Origin of the sequence: Gallibacterium melopsittaci (assembly GCF_042433085.1) — a bacterium.
In the GTDB taxonomy this organism is placed as follows: domain Bacteria; phylum Pseudomonadota; class Gammaproteobacteria; order Enterobacterales; family Pasteurellaceae; genus Gallibacterium; species Gallibacterium melopsittaci.
On the sequence record NZ_JBHLWA010000014.1, the window covers coordinates 31378 to 48541 of the forward strand.

Here is a 17164-nt window from a genome sequence, read left to right on the forward strand (position 1 = left end):
AGTCTGAAAAAAGCGCTTTTACAAAAAATGTTCCCTAAAGAGGGGGAGGATTTTCCCGAGCTTCGTTTCCCTGAATTTACTGACGCTTGGGAACAGCGCAAGCTGGGGGAGATGGTAAATAACTTCAATAATTTAAGAATTCCTGTTACAGCCTCTGATAGAAATAAAGGAAATACTCCCTATTATGGAGCTAATGGCATTCAAGATTATGTAGATGGGTTTACTCACAATGGTGAATTTGTATTGATAGCAGAAGATGGAGCCAATGATATAAGAAACTATCCTGTTCAATATGTTAATGGAAAAATTTGGGTTAATAATCATGCACATGTGATAAGTGGGATAGATGGTTGTGTTAATAATTTGTTTTTAGTTTTCTGCTTACGTTCAATGGATATTTCATCATATTTAGTTGGAGGCGGTAGAGCAAAACTTAATGCAAGTGAATTAAAGAAGATTTTATTACAAATTCCAAAGCTCCCCGAACAACAAAAAATCGGCGAATTTTTCAGGCAGCTTGACGCCCTCATTACTCTTCATAAGCGTAAGTTTAATATATATCCTTATGTTTTTATTTATATTTTTAATAAGCTTGAAAAAGTTAATGAATAAAAATAATTTCATTTTGTTTTATGTGATTTGTTATCACATTTAAAACATCAATAAACATCTCATTTAAAACTTACTATAGGAGTATTTATGCCACACTCTCATCTTAATGATTCAAATGAACTTTTTCATCGTTATTACAAACGCTGGATTGGTATTTATAAAGAAGGCGCTATTCGGTCTGTTACAATGAATAAATATCATATGACACATACTTGGTTACTTCGTCTTGCACCAAAATTAAGATTATGTGATTTATCACGAAACAGTTACCAACAACTACTGAATGATTATGCTCTATGTCATGAAAGACAAACCACAATGGATTTCCATCATCAAATTAAAGGAGCAATTTTAGATGCTGTAGATGAAGGATTAATTCAGCGAGATCCTACTCGTAAAGCGATTATTAAGGGTAAAACTCCTCGAGAAAAAAAGCCCAAATATTTAAGTCAATTTGAATTACAAACCTTACTCTATCAATTAGATCTATATGAACAAATTAGTTTTGATTGGTTAATATTATTAATTGCCAAAACAGGATTACGCTTTTCAGAAGCCTTAGCAATTACGCCAAGAGATTTTGATTTTGCAAGACAAACGCTCACTATTAATAAGACTTGGGATTATAAAGGTGAAGGAGGTTTTCTACCAACAAAAAATAGATCATCTAATCGGAAAATACAGTTAGACTGGCAAACCATTATTCAATTTTCTCAATTAATTAAAAACAAACCTGAAAATCAACCTATTTTTTTACGTGAGGGGCAAAAAGTCTATAATTCAACAATTAATGATTTAATCGAAAGACATTGTAAACAAGGGAATCTACCAACAATTACAGTTCATGGCTTGCGCCATACACACGCTTCATTATTACTTTTTGCTGGTGTCTCTATTGCAAGTGTAGCTCGACGTTTAGGGCATGCTAGCATTACTACCACCCAAAAAACTTATTTGCATATTATTCAAGAATTGGAAAATAAAGATGTAGATTTGGTAATGAGGTCATTGTCTAGCTTGAACATAGCCTAATAAGATTAAAAAAGCGTGAGTCTATGAATATAACTACACGCTTTTTTAAATATAGACAAAATTAATTTACTGTCGCAGGTGCTTCTTCTTGTGCAGCTTGCTCTGCTTGTTGTTGACGTTGTAAATATTCGATAAAGAGTGCATCAAAATTAACTGGTGCAAGATTTAATGCTGGGAATGTACCGCGGTTTACTAAATTCGCCACTAATTCACGCACATATGGGAATAACATATTTGGGCATTGTGAAGTTAAGGCGTGTGCTAATTGCACTTCTTCTAAACCACTAATTGCAAAAATACCTGCTTGTTTTACTTCACAAATAAATGCAACAGTATCACTCTCTTCTAGTTTTGTTTCTACTGAAACGTGTAATACGACTTCATAAAGCCCATCTGCTAATGCCGTTGTTTCAGTATCAAGATCAAAATTTAAAACTGGTTTCCATTCTTGTTGGAATAAATGTGGTAAATTTGGTGCTTCAAACGAAATATCTTTCACATAAATACGTTGGATTTGAAGTACTGGTTGAGCTTGTTGCTCTTCTGTTGCTGGTTGTTGTTCGTCCACTGGTTTGTTTTCATCTGCCATAGTTAGTTTCCTTCTTTAGTGTCTTAATGATCTTTAACAAGTGGGAGATTTGCTGCTTTCCAGCCTTCAACCCCATCTTTTAAGGTAAATACTTGCTTAAATCCTTGTTTATAAAGTTGTGCAGCTGAGGTACGCGCCGTTAAACCTGAACGACACACTACCACTACTGGTGATTCTGTATGTTTGGCGATTTTGCCAATATTTTTTTGTTTAATATCATTTGGCAAAATATTTTGACTGCCTGCAATATGACCACGAGTAAACTCTTCTGTACTGCGTAAATCAATAATAATGCCATTTTGTTTATTAATTAATTGAGTTAAAGTCGCTTGGTCAATTTCTTTTGGACCAGGAAGCATACTTTTAAAAAATACATAAACTGTTCCAAAAAATACAACTACCCACGCAACGACCATCACAGTATGTTGTGAAGCGAATGCGATAGCTTTTGGCATAAATTCTTCCATTTATTTAATCTCTTCTTAAATGCTAGTCAAAAGTCGGATAAGTATAACCTTTCTCACTAGAACTAAACAATCGAAACCTTTATTTTTCTTAATATCGTTCAGCCCATTTTATTCATTATTAGGATTACACTCATAAAAGTCGCTTGAGAAATAAAATTACAATAAAAAGAAAGCACCTTTCTGGAATAACAGAAAAGTGCCTTACTTTTTCAATTAAGCATTAAAGGTAGTATTTTTTCACTACTTTAAGGTCATCGCTTAGTTCATAAACTAATGGTTGACCAGTTGGAATTTCAAGATCCATAATGCCTTCATCTGAAATGCCTTCAATGTGTTTTGCTAATGCACGAAGTGAGTTACCGTGAGCAGCAACTAATACACGTTTACCTGATAAAAGTGCTGGTGCAATTTGATCTTCCCAGAATGGCAATACACGATCTAAAGTTACTTTTAAGTTTTCACAATCTGGTACAACATCTGCAGGTAAATGTTTATAACGACGATCGTTATGTGCAGAGTTTGGATCATCTTTAGCTAACGCTGGTGGTAATACATCGTATGAACGACGCCAAATATGAACTTGTTCATCACCGTGTTGTTCTGCTGCTTCTTTTTTATTTAAGCCTTGCAAGCCACCATAGTGACGCTCATTTAAACGCCAAGTTTTAATTTGCGGTACCCATAATTGATTTGATTCTTCTAATACAAGGTTACAAGTTTTAATCGCACGAGTTAATACAGAAGTGAAAGCGATATCAAATTCAAAACCAGCTTCTTTTAATTTACGGCCTGCTGCTTTTGCTTCTTCTACCCCTTTTTCACTTAGGTTGACATCACGCCAGCCAGTGAAAAGGTTTAACGCGTTCCATTCACTTAATCCGTGACGAATAAATACTAATTGCATAATTACTCTCCTAAAAATTAGATCAAAAAACTGCGCCATTTATAACAAAAAATGATGCTTTTTAAAATAGAGCTCATCTGCTTTTGTTGGAATTGCTGATCTTTAGCAAAAAAAACTCTAAAATAATGGCTGTTTGTCCTATTTTTATTACGAGATCGTTTTATTCGTTATGATTAACTTTGGATTTATCTGGCATAACCCTGTTGTTTTGTTACGAAATACGCTTATTTTCGTAAGTTTTGCTACTGCGACTTACGCAGCAAACGATCTACAAAATATTCAACAACAAATTAAACAACAAGAACAAAAACTGGCACAACAACAACAGGAAAAAAGCCAGTTACAGACACAATTAAAACAACAAGAACAAAAGATTGAGCATATCAGTGATCAATTAAAACAGAGCCAAGCTGAATTAAAAAATTTGACTAAAAATATTCAAGCTGCACAAAAACAAATCCGCCAGTTACAACAACAAGAAAAAGAACAAAAAAAGCAATTAGAACGCTTATTGGATTCGGCATATCGTCAGAATTTACAACAACATGATCTAGAAAAAGTATTTTCAGAAGATGCCCGCAATAGTGATCGAATGAATACTTACTATAAGTATTTTAATCAGCAAAAAATTAAACTGATTCAAGAGCTTAAACAGACACAGCAGCAGTTAAAACAGCAACAACAGTTAGTTAAAGAACAACAACAGCAACAACAGCAACAAATCTCTGAACAACAAAAACAACAACGTTCATTACAACAAGTAAAAAATGAACATCAATCTACATTAAGTAAATTGAATCAAAGTATTGCCGTTAATCAGGATAAGTTAGCTCGCTTAAAAGAGAATGAAAATAGACTCCGCCAAGAAATTCTTGCTGCAGAACGAGCAGCCAAAGAAAGAGAACAACAAGAATTAGCCAATTTAAAACAGAAACAAAAACAAGCAGAAGAAAAACATCAAGACTATCAACCAACTGAAAAAGAACAACAACTTGTTGGCCGAGGCAATGGATTAGGATCTGCTAAACGTCAATATGCTATGCCAGTAGCAGGAAAAATTAGCAATCGTTTTGGTTCGATTCAGATGGGCGAAATTCGTTGGAAAGGTATTGTTATTCAAGCTAATCGAGGTGCGAGCGTGCGTGCTATTGCGCCAGGGAAAGTCATTTTAGCAAATCGCCTGCAAGGTTATGGTTTAGTTATTGTCATTGATCATGGTAAAGGTGATATGAGTATTTACGGTTATAACAGCTCACTTAATGTAAGTAATGGTGATGTTGTCCGTGCTGGTGAAACCATTGCACAAGTAGGACAAAGCGAAGATTCTCGCCATTCCGCACTTTACTTTGAAATTCGTCGTCAAGGAACACCTGTCAATCCAGCCCGTTGGCTAAAATAAGATTAGGAAAATTATGAAATATTGGATACGTTACCTAATAACACTTTTGTTATTATCTTTTCTCTCAATCGCTAATGCCGCTAAATTAGCCATTGTGATTGATGATATTGGTTACCGTACCCATGAAGACAATGAAATTTACGCTTTACCATTAGCCGTCAATGTTGCCATTATTCCGTCTGCACCTCATGCTAAAGTCCGAGCCAAACAAGCACAACAGCAAGGACGTGATACATTAATTCATATGCCAATGCAGCCAAAAGGTAATATTAAGCTAGAGGAAAATGGACTAGTGTTAGGTTTATCGACTGCTCAAGTAGCTCATCGAGTTGAACTGGCTCAGCAAATTGTCCCGAATGCTATTGGAATGAATAATCATATGGGTAGTGCAGCAACCTCTGATACCGCTTTAATGTCTGCATTAATGCAACAACTTGCTCAACGAGGATTATCTTTCTTAGATAGTAAAACGATTGGTAGCAGTGTTGTCAGTAAAATAGGCAAACTGTATGGGGTCAATATTTTAGAACGAAATATCTTCCTCGATGATAACAATGAATACAGTAGTGTATTAGCGCAATTTCAAAGTGCAATTCATTATGCACGCAAACATGGGACTGCAATAGTGATTGGACATCCTCGTAAAAATACTGTCGCTGTACTAAAACAACAACTTGCACAACTACCTCCCGACATTCAATTAACGAGAATTAGTCAGCTTTGGCATCATTCCCCTGAACTTATTCAACCATTTATTTTATGGTTTAGTGATCTCCCTGCACCAACATCTAAACCGCCCTTTCAATTTCAAGAAAATTTACGCGGAATTCCGCAGTAAATTTTATCTAGATCCTTGAAAAATCAACCTGATATTGTTAACGTTGGCAAGCATTAACGTAAATATATAATTTAGACATTACAAAGGATTAGTAAAATGCAGTGGAATAAATCCTTTTATCTTCCCCTTGTTGGGCTGTGCATTTTCACCAATGCAATGGCTGATAGAACTATCGAATTACAAGTGAAAGGTATCGATAATAAGAAAGCCTATAATAACGTAACCGTTCACCTTTCAACACTTAAAGATACGCCAGTAGAAGATTCAGATCGTTACCATTATTTAGCTAGCAAAGCGATTGACGAAGCCTTGCGGGCTGTCGGTTATTATAATAGTCAAATTGATTACCAGTTTGTGCCTCAACCTAACAAAGAGAAAGATCTTTTAATTGCTAATGTTACCTTAGATAAACCAGTCAAAATTGCAGAAGCACAAGTAAAAATTATGGGTGATGCTGCGCAAGATGAAAATTTTTTAGCACTGAAAAAACAATTACCGAAAGCAGGCAGTATCTTGGATCATAGTATTTATGATGATTATAAAGCGCAATTAGAAAAAACAGCCTTAGCAAAAGGTTATTTTGATTCACAATTTCTAACTCATCGTTTAGCCATTATTCCTTCTGCATACGAAGCCTATTGGCAATTAGAATTTGATAGTGGCAAACGTTATCACTATGGTGATATCAGTTTTAAAGGCTCACAAATTCAAGATGCTTATTTACGCAATATTTTGAGTATTCATAAAGGTGACCCTTATTTTATTAATGATCTTTCCGAACTGAGTACCGATCTCTCTGCGAGTAATTGGTTTAAATCAGTATTAGTACAACCTAATGTTAATAAACAAACCAAACAAGTAGATTTAGAGGTTCTAGTTCAACCTAGATTGAAAAACAGCTATGAAATCGGGATCGGTTACGGTACGGATATTGGTCCTCGTTTACAGTTTGGGTGGAATAAGCCATGGATTAATAGTCGTGGACACAGTTTTTCATCTAACTTCTATATTTCTGCACCGAAAAAAACGATTGAAGCCACATATAAAATGCCATTATTAAAAAATCCTCTGAATTACTATTATGAGATTTCTACTGGTTATGAAGAGGAAAACAAGAACGATACCGAAACGTCTGGTTTAACCTTAGCAATTCTTCGTTATTGGAATCGTGAAACTGGTTGGCAAAATTCATTCGGGGTAAGAGCAAGATACGACAATTTTACCCAAGCTGGGATTTCTAATCGTACCTTATTAATCTATCCAACCGCAGGTTTTAACCGCACTCGGATTCGTGGAGGTCTTTTTCCTTATTGGGGTGATGCTCAAAAAATTACCGTCAACTGGGGAAATAAGCTGTTTGCATCAGATGTTAACTTCTATTCTGCGATTGCATCAACTTCTTGGATTAGAACTTATCACGAAAATCATCGTTTTTTAGTCCGTGCTGAAATTGGCTATCTTTCAACCAAAGATTTCAGCAAAATTCCGCCTGCATTACGCTTCTTCGCTGGGGGTGATCGTAGTGTTCGTGGGTATGGTTATCACAAAATCTCTCCTCGCGATGCGGATAATAAATTAGTTGGTGGAAATCGCTTGTTTACATCTAGTATCGAATATCAATACCAAGTACACCCAAAATGGTGGGGTGCCATTTTTTACGATACTGGCTTTGCTGGCAATCGTTTTTCATTCAGTGAATTACGTAAAGGAGCAGGAATTGGTGTACGCTGGAATTCACCTATTGGTGCAGTAAAGTTTGATATTGCCACACCAATTAACGATAAAGATAACAGTAAAAATGTTGAATTTTATATCGGAATAGGATCAGAACTGTGAAACAACAACAATCAACGACAACAACTGACACCTCAACCACTTTGCCAACACCTAAAAGAAGCAAAGTTCGTCAAATTTTCAAATGGGTAATCATTAGCCTTTTGGTTTTATGTTTATTTATTGTTATTGCTCTTATTACCCTATTAAATAATCAAAATGCCCAACAAAAATTATTAACCTTTGTAGATCAACAATTAAATGATTTAACTATTGGAGAAATTAGTGGTGATTTACAACAAGGCTTACAACTTGATAATGTCAGTTATCGAACTACTGGTGTTGATGTTAAGGTTGCTCACCTTTTATTGAAGCTAGATACGAATTGCTTATGGCAAGCTAATATTTGTATTAATCAACTCGATATTACTGAACCTAAAATTGCCATTGATACCAGTCAATTCTCAGCAAAAGATCAACAAGATAACAGCAGTTCTGGTTTAATGATGCCAGTAAATATCGATCTAAAACAGCTTAATATCAATCAATTAGATCTTAAATTAGATAATCAACAAATTCTGCTTGAACATTTTTCAACTGGTTTACTTGCTACAACAGATCTTCAATTTAATTTATTACCAACCGCTATTAATGGTTTACAGATAATAGAAACGATAAATACGACTAGTGAATTACCATTAACCACCGAATCAGAACTCAAACAGCAGAATACAACCTCTCCAACTGATTGGGATGCACTAAAACAACAATTACAAAAGCCATTACTAAACGCAGATTCTGCATTTAAATTGCCATTAACGATACGTATTGATGATTTAACAGCTAAAAATTGGTTATATCAAAAACGCTCTGCGAAAGGCGATATTCTTTCTGAAATTAAAATGCCAACTTTGGCATTACAGGCCAACGCAGATCAAACCAACATTACACTTAATAAATTAACGTTAGTCAGTAATGTATTAGATTTATCAGCTCAAGGTGAATTACAACAAGTTGACCATTATCCTTTACAACTCACCCTTAATGGAAAATTACATCAACAACGCGAAAACACACAACAAAAAGAGGCAGCTATCACGCTACCAGAAAGCCAATTTAGCTTAAAAGCACAAGGTAATTTATACCAACAATTAACAACAGACATAGCCATTACAGGTCTTGCTGATGCTAAATTAACTGCTCAAGTTGCACTTGCTGAACCAAAATTACCATTAATGCTAAATTTAGCGATCCAGCAAGCAAAATATCCGCTCTATTTAGCAAAAGAAGCTAATCCAGCGACAGATCAAATCCGTTTAGTGAAAACTAACTTAGCTATCACAGGAAATTTATTAGATTATCAAGCAAACTTACAAGGGAATGTTGAAGGTATGCATTCACCAACAGTAGATCTTGATTTAAAAGGCGTAGGATCTATTGACCACTTTATCATTCAACAAGCAGCATTAGCTGGTCTAAATGGCAATGTTGATTTACAAGGTAATGTTTCTTGGCGTAATGGAGTAACATGGGACAGTCGGCTTAATTTACAACATTTAAATGTTTACCGTTATTTTCATAGTGTTGATTGGTTAGCTACATTATCAGGTAAACTAGCCTCCTCAGGAGCAGTCAATGCAGAAGGTTGGCAAGTGGATATTCCACTCATTGATCTGAATGGAAGTGCTGATAATAAACCTATTACTATTAAAGGCGATCTTGTGCTCAATAACACAACACTATTAACCAGCCAACTATTTGATTTTCACTATGGTGACAATCATCTGGCTTTCTATGGCAAGCTCGGTAAAGAATCTTTATTCAATTTAACTGTTGATGCACCAAACCTTGCTGGACTTTATAAAGGTTTAGATATCTCTGCTAAAGGTACAGCACAAATTACTGGTGATATTCAGCAACCAGAGTTAGATCTTGATTTAACTATTCCTCATCTCAAACTTGCTGACTTACTCCTACAAAAACTCGTGTTAAATGGCAAAGTACAAAGTGATCAGCAAAATATACGAGGACATCTCAACTTAGCTTTAAATCAACTTAAATATGGCGAAAATGTACAAATTGCTCAACTAGACCTCATAGCCAAAGGCGATGAAAAACAACATTCCTTATCACTTCGTTCACAAGGAAAACCAGCAGCCCTTAATTTTAATTTAACAGGACATTTTGATCGTACCAACCAAATCTGGTCAGGAGAGTTAGACAATACTCAATTAGATACTTTAATTGGAAAATTTAATGCCAATAAAGTGATTAAAATTGATTATCAAAATATTGATCAACAAGCAAAAATTTCTGCACATTGTTGGCAACATACTAGCTTGCCACTTTGCTTCCCGCAACAACTTGTCGTTGGTCATAACGGGCATATTCCATTTAAATTAGAAAAAGCAAATCTCGATTTTCTAAAACAATTTCTAACTGATAACACTAAGCTAAATTCACAATTTAATTTAGATGGAGAGGTCAACTGGTATCAAGATAAACCATTTGATTTAACCCTAAATTTAGAGAGTTCACATTTTTTATTCACACAAAAAATCGACTATCATCAATTTAATTTAGAGTTAAATAAACTGTCTTTAGAAAGCAAAATTAAAGACAATAAATTAACTGCTAAGAGTGAAATTACTATTCGTGATAATGGTTCTCTCAATAGCAATTTGACATTAAATGATATTGTAGGCACACCAACACTTGGTGGCACTCTACAAGCAGAGAATTTAAAACTATCATTAATCAAGCAACTACTTAATCCTGGAGATAATGTAGATGGCAATCTTAACGCCAATCTCTCCCTTTCAGGGAATCTCACAACACCGCAATTACATGGTAAGTTGTCATTAACTCAATTAACCAGTTCAATGCCAGCGTTGCCATTTAATATTACAGATGGTTTTGCTAATTTAGTTTTTAATGGCAATCGTTCCACATTAAATGGTGAAATTGTGACGCAAGATGGAACACTGCGCTTAAAAGGAGATAGTGATTGGCGAGTATTAAATAATTGGTACGCAAACCTATCCGCCACCTCAGATAAATTCTCATTGACCATTCCTGATTTAGCAAAACTCACGATTGTGCCAGATATTCATTTACACGCTCAACCAAATCATCTCAATATTGAAGGGAAAGTAGATGTTCCGTTTGCCAATATTGAAATTGAACAATTACCAGAAAGTGCGATTGGTGTGAGTTCTGATGAAGTTATTTTAGAACAAAAACCAAAACTCTCTACTAAACAGAAACTAGATAAATTCAGTGAAAAAACAGGAACTGTCTTATCAACTGATATTATGATTAATCTCGGACAACGAGTGAGAGTGAGTGCTTACGGTTTAAAAAGTCAGTTAGAAGGTGTGTTAAATGTCCGTCAGCAAGATAATCAACTTGGTCTATTTGGACAAATTCATTTATTAAATGGTCGATATGCCTCATTTGGACAAGATTTATTAATCCGTAAAGGTGAAATTATTTTTTCTGGTTTGCCATCACAACCAACCTTAAATATTGAAGCTATTCGGAATCCAAATGCGATGGAAACTAATACAGTAACAGCAGGCATTCGTGTTTCTGGTTTAGCTGAATCACCAACCATTCAAGTATTCTCTGAACCATCAATGTCACAAGATAATGCTTTATCTTATCTCCTAACCGGTCGAGCATTATCCTCGGAGAATTCTGGTTCTGGTGCTTCTTTAGGTGCTGCTTTAATTAGTATGAGTCTCTCTAAAACTGGGAAAATGGTAGGCCAAATTGGTGAAACCTTTGGGATAAAAAGTTTAAATCTTGAGACCCAAGGTTTAGGAGACCAATCACAAGTTGTTGTAAGTGGTTATTTAACACCACGCTTACAGGTGAAATATGGTGTAGGATTGTTCGAACCATTAGCAGAATTAACATTACGTTATCGCTTATTACCAAAATTATATTTACAATCAGTATCTGGAACATCACAAGCTGTTGATCTTCTATATCAATTTGAACACTAAGTACACAGGTAAATTATTATGAAAGAAATCGCTGTCGTAGACCTCGGATCAAACAGTTTCCATATGATTGTTGCTCGCATTGTCAATGGATCAATCCAAATTCTTTCTAGACTTAAACAAAAAGTCCAATTAGCTGAAGGGTTAGATAAAGACCAAATTTTGAGCCAAACAGCGATTGATCGTGGTGTGGCATGTCTTGCCTTATTCTCTGAACGTTTACAAGGATTTCCTGCGGAAAATGTTCAAGTTATCGGTACTTATACTTTACGCCGTGCCGTAAATAGCGATGAATTTCTTCGCCAAGCCGCTCGCGTTTTTCCTTATAAAATTAATATCATTTCTGGACAACAAGAAGCTAAATTAATTTATGCTGGTGTTTCACACACCCAACCAGAAAAAGGTAGAAAATTAGTTATTGATATTGGTGGCGGTTCAACAGAAATGATCATTGGCGATGATTTCACTCCTTTGATTGCAGAAAGCCGACATATGGGATGTGTGAGTTTTGCCAAACGTTTTTTTACTGATGGCAAACTCAGTGTAGAGCGTTTTCAACAAGCTAAACAGTGTGCTTTAGAAAAAATTGAAGATCTTGCGTGGGAATATCGTCAGTTAGGTTGGGATGCAACGTTAGGTTCATCTGGCACTATTAAAACTGTCAGTGAAGTCCTTCTTGCACTACATTATAAAGATGGTCTAATTACTCTTCCTCGCTTAAATGAACTCGTTGAGAAAACCCTGAAAGCCGAACATTTTACCAAAATTCAATTACCTGGTTTACATCATAATCGCATTGATGTTTTTGTTCCTGGATTAGCCATCTTAGTTGCCTTATTTGAAACATTTCAAATCAAAGCTATGCGTTATTCAGATGGTGCAGTACGTGAAGGCGTAATGTATAACTTTGAAGATAAATTTCGTGTTAGTAATATTCGTGAACGTACAGTAAATAGCCTAACGCAACAGTTTAACCTTGATCGTGAACAAGCTGCACGAGTTTCGCACGTTGCACAAATGCTTGCGAAACAGTTTACCGCTTGGCAAGAAGAGAAATTTGCCTATGAGTTAACTCAAATTCTATTTTATGCAGCACTCACACATGAAGTTGGTATTGTGATTAATCATCGTAATGTTCAAAAACATTCTGCTTATATTTTACAGAATACTGAACTTCCAGGATTTGATAGTGAACAACAACGTTTATTAGCCATTCTCGCCCGTTTTCATACAGGCAGCTTTCGTATGGCCGATATCCCTGATTGTTATCGTTATATTAATGAAGACGTACTTGCCTTAATTTTACTATTACGCTTTGCAGTAATTTTTAATAAAACTCGGCAAGCCACAGAACTAACCGATATTCAACTCATTAGCCCTTCAGTACAGCAATGGCAGCTAATCTTTCCTAGTGATTATTTATCTCGAAATCCATTACTACAAACTGAATTACAACAAGAACAGAAATTTTTAACGTCCTTAGGGGTTAATTTAATCTATCGTTAAAAGATAAGGGATAATGTACTATGTACATTATCTCTTATTCCATCAGTCCTGATTCAACAGGTAATTCAGCTTTCACCCAAGCATCAAAACCACCTCGGATGCTATATACACGTTCAAATCCTTGTTCCACTAAAAACTGTGCAACATTACGACTACTATTGCCGTGATAACAAATTACAAGGATTGGTTGCTCAAAGTCATAACGATCACAAAACAGACCATAACTTTGATTAGTTAAATGAAAAGCATTCTGTGGATGACTATAGGTAAAACGTTGGATATCTCGTACATCAACCAAAGCAGCTTGTTCTTGTTGGATTAATTGCCATGCTGCGACTGCGTCAATTTCTTCAAAAGTTTCTGCCATTAAATTTCCCTCTTAAACAAATTCGGCTGTTCATTATACTGATTTGAAGATAGAGCTAAAGTTAATTCTTCTTCTCTCAAACAGACATTAGTAGGGAACATAATAGCTATCATCCCCAACCAAGTATTCACCTTCAAAAATTAATCTTGAATCGTAATGTTCCCCAATGGATATTCCACCGTAATTTGTTCTGCTTCACAACGAATCCTAAACATTATTCCATTTTGTTCAACTTGATACTGACAAGGCTGTTGTATAAAACGTAAACTCTGTTGATTCTCTGCAATTTGTAATGCTTGAGCATATTGCCATAATTTTGCCATTTGATACTGTTGTTGGTTCAACCATCTTTGTCCAAACAGAAGTAGTAATGATAACAATCCTAATGCAACTAAGATGCTCATTAAGCTATGCCCATATATAAACCTAGAAATCATGCCAACCACCTTCAGCTATCTGCCAACGTGAAAATTGCTGTTCTATCTTTTGTATTACTGCTTGGTTAAAACGTATCTTTATCGTAGATGCTATGGTAATAGGTTGATCACTAATTACCGCACCAATAATCTGTCCTTTACCCTGCACTGTTAACTTAGCATTACTAATCACTACACCATAAAGATTGCCGTTTAATTGCCACTCTGTATCCTGATCAATTAACCAAAGTAACGGTTGGTTTGCGGTGTTATATACGGGTTCAGCATAAGCCTGATGAGCAACAAAAGCATAATCTGGATTTAAATATCGACTACGTGGTGCATTTTGTGCGGCAGTAAGTGGATTCAAGAAAAGCGATTCTTTCACACAATCTAGTGAATGTTGTAATGGAACATATACATTACGAGAAACCAATATCTCACTAAATGCCCTACTTCCCATTTCTGGTTGACACAAAGAGGAGCGATTTTGTTGATATTGCTTAAATAGTTCTCCTTGTGCCATTAAATAATGTTTACGCAATGATAGATTACGTTGATAAGACAACTGGCTATCCTGCATTAACCATAGCAGCAATAAACTTAAACTACTTAACACCAAAATCGCTAATAAATTAATATAACCTCGCTGATAAGATTTCATTCATAGCTCTCATTGATTAATGGAATAAATGATTGTGCCTGATAGCGTATGTTAGGACGATCACGCAAACTAACCGTTAAATCCGCACGAATCCCACGATTTTCAGGTAACCAACGAAAAGCCACATCTTCTACATAATAATGTTGATCAAAATATTTCATCCACCCTTTGCCATTACAAGTTGGATTATGCAAATGTTGTTGGCAACTAACGATTGAACAGTTGTCATTCATCGAACCAGAAAACATAAACAACACTTCTAAATTCCCTGACATCAAACGATAACCAAACAGTTCTTTTTGAATTGCTGTACTCTTATTCTGATTTCCCTGCATACAAGCGTTATTGCCTTGGCGGTTACCAATACAACCATCTTTATTTAAATCATAAAAAAATAGAGCACATTGATAATAATCTTGTTTAGGTAACACTAAATTGATACTACGATTTTGATAACGAAATAATGCTAAGTTATTATTTTTAATGGGATAATGGTATCCACTACGTCGAATATCTTTAGTCATTAATTGTAATGCCTGATGTACATCTTGTTGTAATTGGAGTCGTTGCTGTTGTTGTACATTGTAATGATAAACTGATATGCACCAATTACTTAACATAATAAGCAAAAAACTGGCTACCGTAATCGCTATTAATAATTCAGGTAATGTTGTTCCTGTCAGAAAAAAACGTTGGTTATAACGCATAATTTAAACAAGCACTTGTTGAATCATTATTCGTTATTTTTACTCCACCAACCCCACTATATTTGAATAATACTCGTTGTGAACCTGACTGTAATAAAAAACAAGCATTACGCATAGTATGCCGAGTATTATCAAAAGAAGTGATTAGCTGTGGATAATATTCTTTTGTAATGAAATTAATATTCTTGGTATATGGATAATAGACTAATTTAGCTGTCTCACTACAATTTGCTAAAGACAAACAATCACACAAAGATTCACCTTCTTGAGCAATTAAACACCAACGTTGTCGATCCGCAGAAATACTCGCACGTAATTTCCAATTCGTCATTGTATGATTAGCCCGTTGTTGTACTTGTAATAAGTATTGTTGTAAACGCCACTGTTCAATATAAAGTCTAATTTGCGTATTAAATTGTTGCCATGTTGGCATCATCCCAAACATAACTAACGTCATAATCAATAATACTGTTAAAACTTCAATTAATGTGATCCCAGCATAATACTTCTGCATTATCATCCCCCTTTTATTTGTACGTTATAAGGTAGATTAATCATGCAGAAACTTTGCTTACCTTCTTAGAAAATTGTGAGCAAGATCGAGAAAGAAAAAAATGCCGCAATTAAATGCGGCATAAGGGAGGATTAATCAAGAATACGCAGATGAGATGTTTTTTTCTCTGTTGTAGTTTTCTCTGCCTTTTTATTCTCTTTTTTATTGTTTTTACTAGATGAGTTTGTTGGAATATCGACAATTTCCTGAAAGCCAAATGGTTGTTCTGTATCTAATTCTTCAACATCATAAGCCTCTTCAGGTTCAAACATCACACCATCACCATTTTCTCGAGCATAAATAGCCAATGCTGCTCCCAATGGAATAACAATATGACGAATTACACCTTGAAACCTCGCACTAAAACGAATTTCTTCATTACCTAATGATAGATTTCCAACTGCATTTGGTGACAAATTCAACACAATTTGCCCATCTCGCACGTACTCAACAGGTACTTCTACATGAGGATAATTTGCATCGACTACTAGATAAGGTGTTAAATCATTATCCACTAGCCAATCAAAATAAGCACGTAACAGATATGGGCGTTTTGGTGTCGGTGTTGTCATTGCCATAACAAATCCTTATTTATCATCCATAATATTTAATGCGGCACTATTACCAAGCGATTTTGCAAAACTATCCCGTGAAAAGACTCGGTTCATATAACCTTTAATCGCTTTACTACCTGCTCCAGTAAACTCAATACCTAATAATTGAATCTGCCAAAATAAAGGTGCTAAATAGCAATCGACCAAACTAAATTCATCGCTCATAAAATAATTGAATTGAGAAAACACTGGTGCAACAGCTAAGAGTTCTTCTTTTAATTGTTTGCGTGCTGTCGCCACTTCAGGATGATTTTCATCTTTTGCTTTAGCAAAAAGCGGATACCAGTCATTTTCAATACGTTGCATTAATAAACGGCATTGTGCTCTTGCGACTGGATAAACAGGCATCAATGGTGGATGAGGGAAACGTTCATCAAGATATTCCATAATAATACGTGAATTAAAGAGGACTAATTCACGATCAACCAATGTTGGTAAACTACCAGTAGGATTGAGTTCTAATAAATCTTCTGAAATTTCACCTGGTTCGATATTTTCGGTTTCGTAAGCTACGCCTTTTTCGGCTAAGACAATTTTAACTTGATGGCTGTAAATATCATTTTTATCTGAAAAAAGGGTCATGATTGAACGTCTATTCGCTGCTACCGTCATTTATTCCTCCGCTAGTTATGGGTTAAAAGCTGTTACCCAGAAAAAATCAAAAAATTTGACCGTCTATTCTAGCATATTTTGTCATCATACTGTTATAGCTAATT

17 protein-coding genes are annotated in these 17164 nt (G+C 35.2%); 7 read left to right on the plus strand and 10 right to left on the minus strand.

Annotated features, from left to right (window positions below; all coding sequences use genetic code 11):
* The coding region (locus ACFFHT_RS03580) for a restriction endonuclease subunit S (protein WP_382373542.1) at positions 1 to 612 on the plus strand (612 nt) is incomplete at its 5' end.
* A gap of 87 nt (positions 613 to 699) precedes the next feature.
* Positions 700 to 1644 carry a site-specific integrase gene (locus ACFFHT_RS03585; protein WP_382373544.1) on the plus strand — a complete coding sequence of 315 codons (945 nt, stop codon included), beginning with the start codon at positions 700 to 702 and terminating at the stop codon, positions 1642 to 1644.
* 61 nt (positions 1645 to 1705) lie between these two features.
* Here ACFFHT_RS03585 and secB read toward each other — a convergent pair whose 3' ends face one another.
* The 3 genes from secB to ACFFHT_RS03600 all read right to left on the minus strand — a co-directional run bounded on the left by secB (position 1706) and on the right by ACFFHT_RS03600 (position 3604).
* A complete protein-coding gene (secB, locus tag ACFFHT_RS03590; RefSeq protein ID WP_382373546.1) occupies positions 1706 to 2233 on the minus strand; it encodes a protein-export chaperone SecB in 528 nt (175 codons plus the stop codon).
* Between the two features lie 23 nt (positions 2234 to 2256).
* Entirely contained in the window at positions 2257 to 2688 is a 432-nt protein-coding gene (locus ACFFHT_RS03595; RefSeq protein WP_382373548.1) for a rhodanese-like domain-containing protein, read from the minus strand.
* 232 nt (positions 2689 to 2920) lie between these two features.
* Complete coding sequence (locus ACFFHT_RS03600) at positions 2921 to 3604, minus strand: 2,3-diphosphoglycerate-dependent phosphoglycerate mutase (protein WP_065237373.1); 684 nt, start codon at positions 3602 to 3604, stop codon at positions 2921 to 2923.
* Positions 3605 to 3773: 169 nt separating this feature from the next.
* Between ACFFHT_RS03600 and envC the strand changes: the two genes are divergently transcribed.
* The 5 genes from envC to ppx all read left to right on the plus strand — a co-directional run bounded on the left by envC (position 3774) and on the right by ppx (position 13127).
* On the plus strand, positions 3774 to 5003 hold the full coding sequence (gene envC, locus ACFFHT_RS03605; protein ID WP_382373550.1) for a murein hydrolase activator EnvC: 1230 nt from the start codon (positions 3774 to 3776) through the stop codon (positions 5001 to 5003).
* A 13-nt stretch (positions 5004 to 5016) separates the two neighbouring features.
* On the plus strand, positions 5017 to 5841 hold the full coding sequence (locus ACFFHT_RS03610) for a divergent polysaccharide deacetylase family protein (RefSeq protein WP_382373552.1): 825 nt from the start codon (positions 5017 to 5019) through the stop codon (positions 5839 to 5841).
* A 96-nt stretch (positions 5842 to 5937) separates the two neighbouring features.
* Positions 5938 to 7677 (plus strand): autotransporter assembly complex protein TamA, encoded by a 1740-nt coding sequence (gene tamA, locus ACFFHT_RS03615; RefSeq protein WP_382373555.1) that lies wholly within the window; start codon positions 5938 to 5940, stop codon positions 7675 to 7677.
* Complete coding sequence (tamB, locus tag ACFFHT_RS03620; protein WP_382373557.1) at positions 7674 to 11624, plus strand: autotransporter assembly complex protein TamB; 3951 nt, start codon at positions 7674 to 7676, stop codon at positions 11622 to 11624. Before tamA ends, tamB begins: the two co-directional genes overlap by 4 nt.
* An 18-nt stretch (positions 11625 to 11642) precedes the next feature.
* A complete protein-coding gene (gene ppx / locus ACFFHT_RS03625; RefSeq protein ID WP_382373559.1) occupies positions 11643 to 13127 on the plus strand; it encodes an exopolyphosphatase in 1485 nt (494 codons plus the stop codon).
* 34 nt (positions 13128 to 13161) lie between these two features.
* On the opposite strand, the gene glpE is transcribed toward ppx, so the two are convergent.
* The 7 genes from glpE to sspA form a co-directional block, all read right to left on the minus strand.
* Positions 13162 to 13494 carry a thiosulfate sulfurtransferase GlpE gene (gene glpE / locus ACFFHT_RS03630; RefSeq protein WP_382373561.1) on the minus strand — a complete coding sequence of 111 codons (333 nt, stop codon included), beginning with the start codon at positions 13492 to 13494 and terminating at the stop codon, positions 13162 to 13164.
* Between the two features lie 140 nt (positions 13495 to 13634).
* Positions 13635 to 13931: a DUF5374 domain-containing protein gene (locus ACFFHT_RS03635; RefSeq protein WP_382373563.1), complete on the minus strand. Its 297-nt coding sequence runs from the start codon at positions 13929 to 13931 to the stop codon at positions 13635 to 13637.
* Positions 13921 to 14574, minus strand: coding sequence for a DUF2572 family protein (locus ACFFHT_RS03640; protein ID WP_382373565.1), 654 nt, complete (start codon positions 14572 to 14574; stop codon positions 13921 to 13923). Before ACFFHT_RS03640 ends, ACFFHT_RS03635 begins: the two co-directional genes overlap by 11 nt.
* Positions 14571 to 15281 carry a Type II secretory pathway, component PulJ gene (locus tag ACFFHT_RS03645; RefSeq protein ID WP_382373567.1) on the minus strand — a complete coding sequence of 237 codons (711 nt, stop codon included), beginning with the start codon at positions 15279 to 15281 and terminating at the stop codon, positions 14571 to 14573. The genes ACFFHT_RS03640 and ACFFHT_RS03645 overlap by 4 nt, the downstream gene beginning before the upstream one ends.
* Positions 15271 to 15795 carry a prepilin-type cleavage/methylation domain-containing protein gene (locus ACFFHT_RS03650; protein ID WP_382373569.1) on the minus strand — a complete coding sequence of 175 codons (525 nt, stop codon included), beginning with the start codon at positions 15793 to 15795 and terminating at the stop codon, positions 15271 to 15273. The genes ACFFHT_RS03645 and ACFFHT_RS03650 overlap by 11 nt, the downstream gene beginning before the upstream one ends.
* Before the next feature lie 131 nt (positions 15796 to 15926).
* A complete protein-coding gene (locus ACFFHT_RS03655) occupies positions 15927 to 16406 on the minus strand; it encodes a ClpXP protease specificity-enhancing factor (protein ID WP_382373655.1) in 480 nt (159 codons plus the stop codon).
* A gap of 15 nt (positions 16407 to 16421) precedes the next feature.
* Complete coding sequence (gene sspA / locus ACFFHT_RS03660; protein ID WP_382373571.1) at positions 16422 to 17060, minus strand: stringent starvation protein SspA; 639 nt, start codon at positions 17058 to 17060, stop codon at positions 16422 to 16424.
* Between the last annotated feature and the right edge of the window lie 104 nt (positions 17061 to 17164).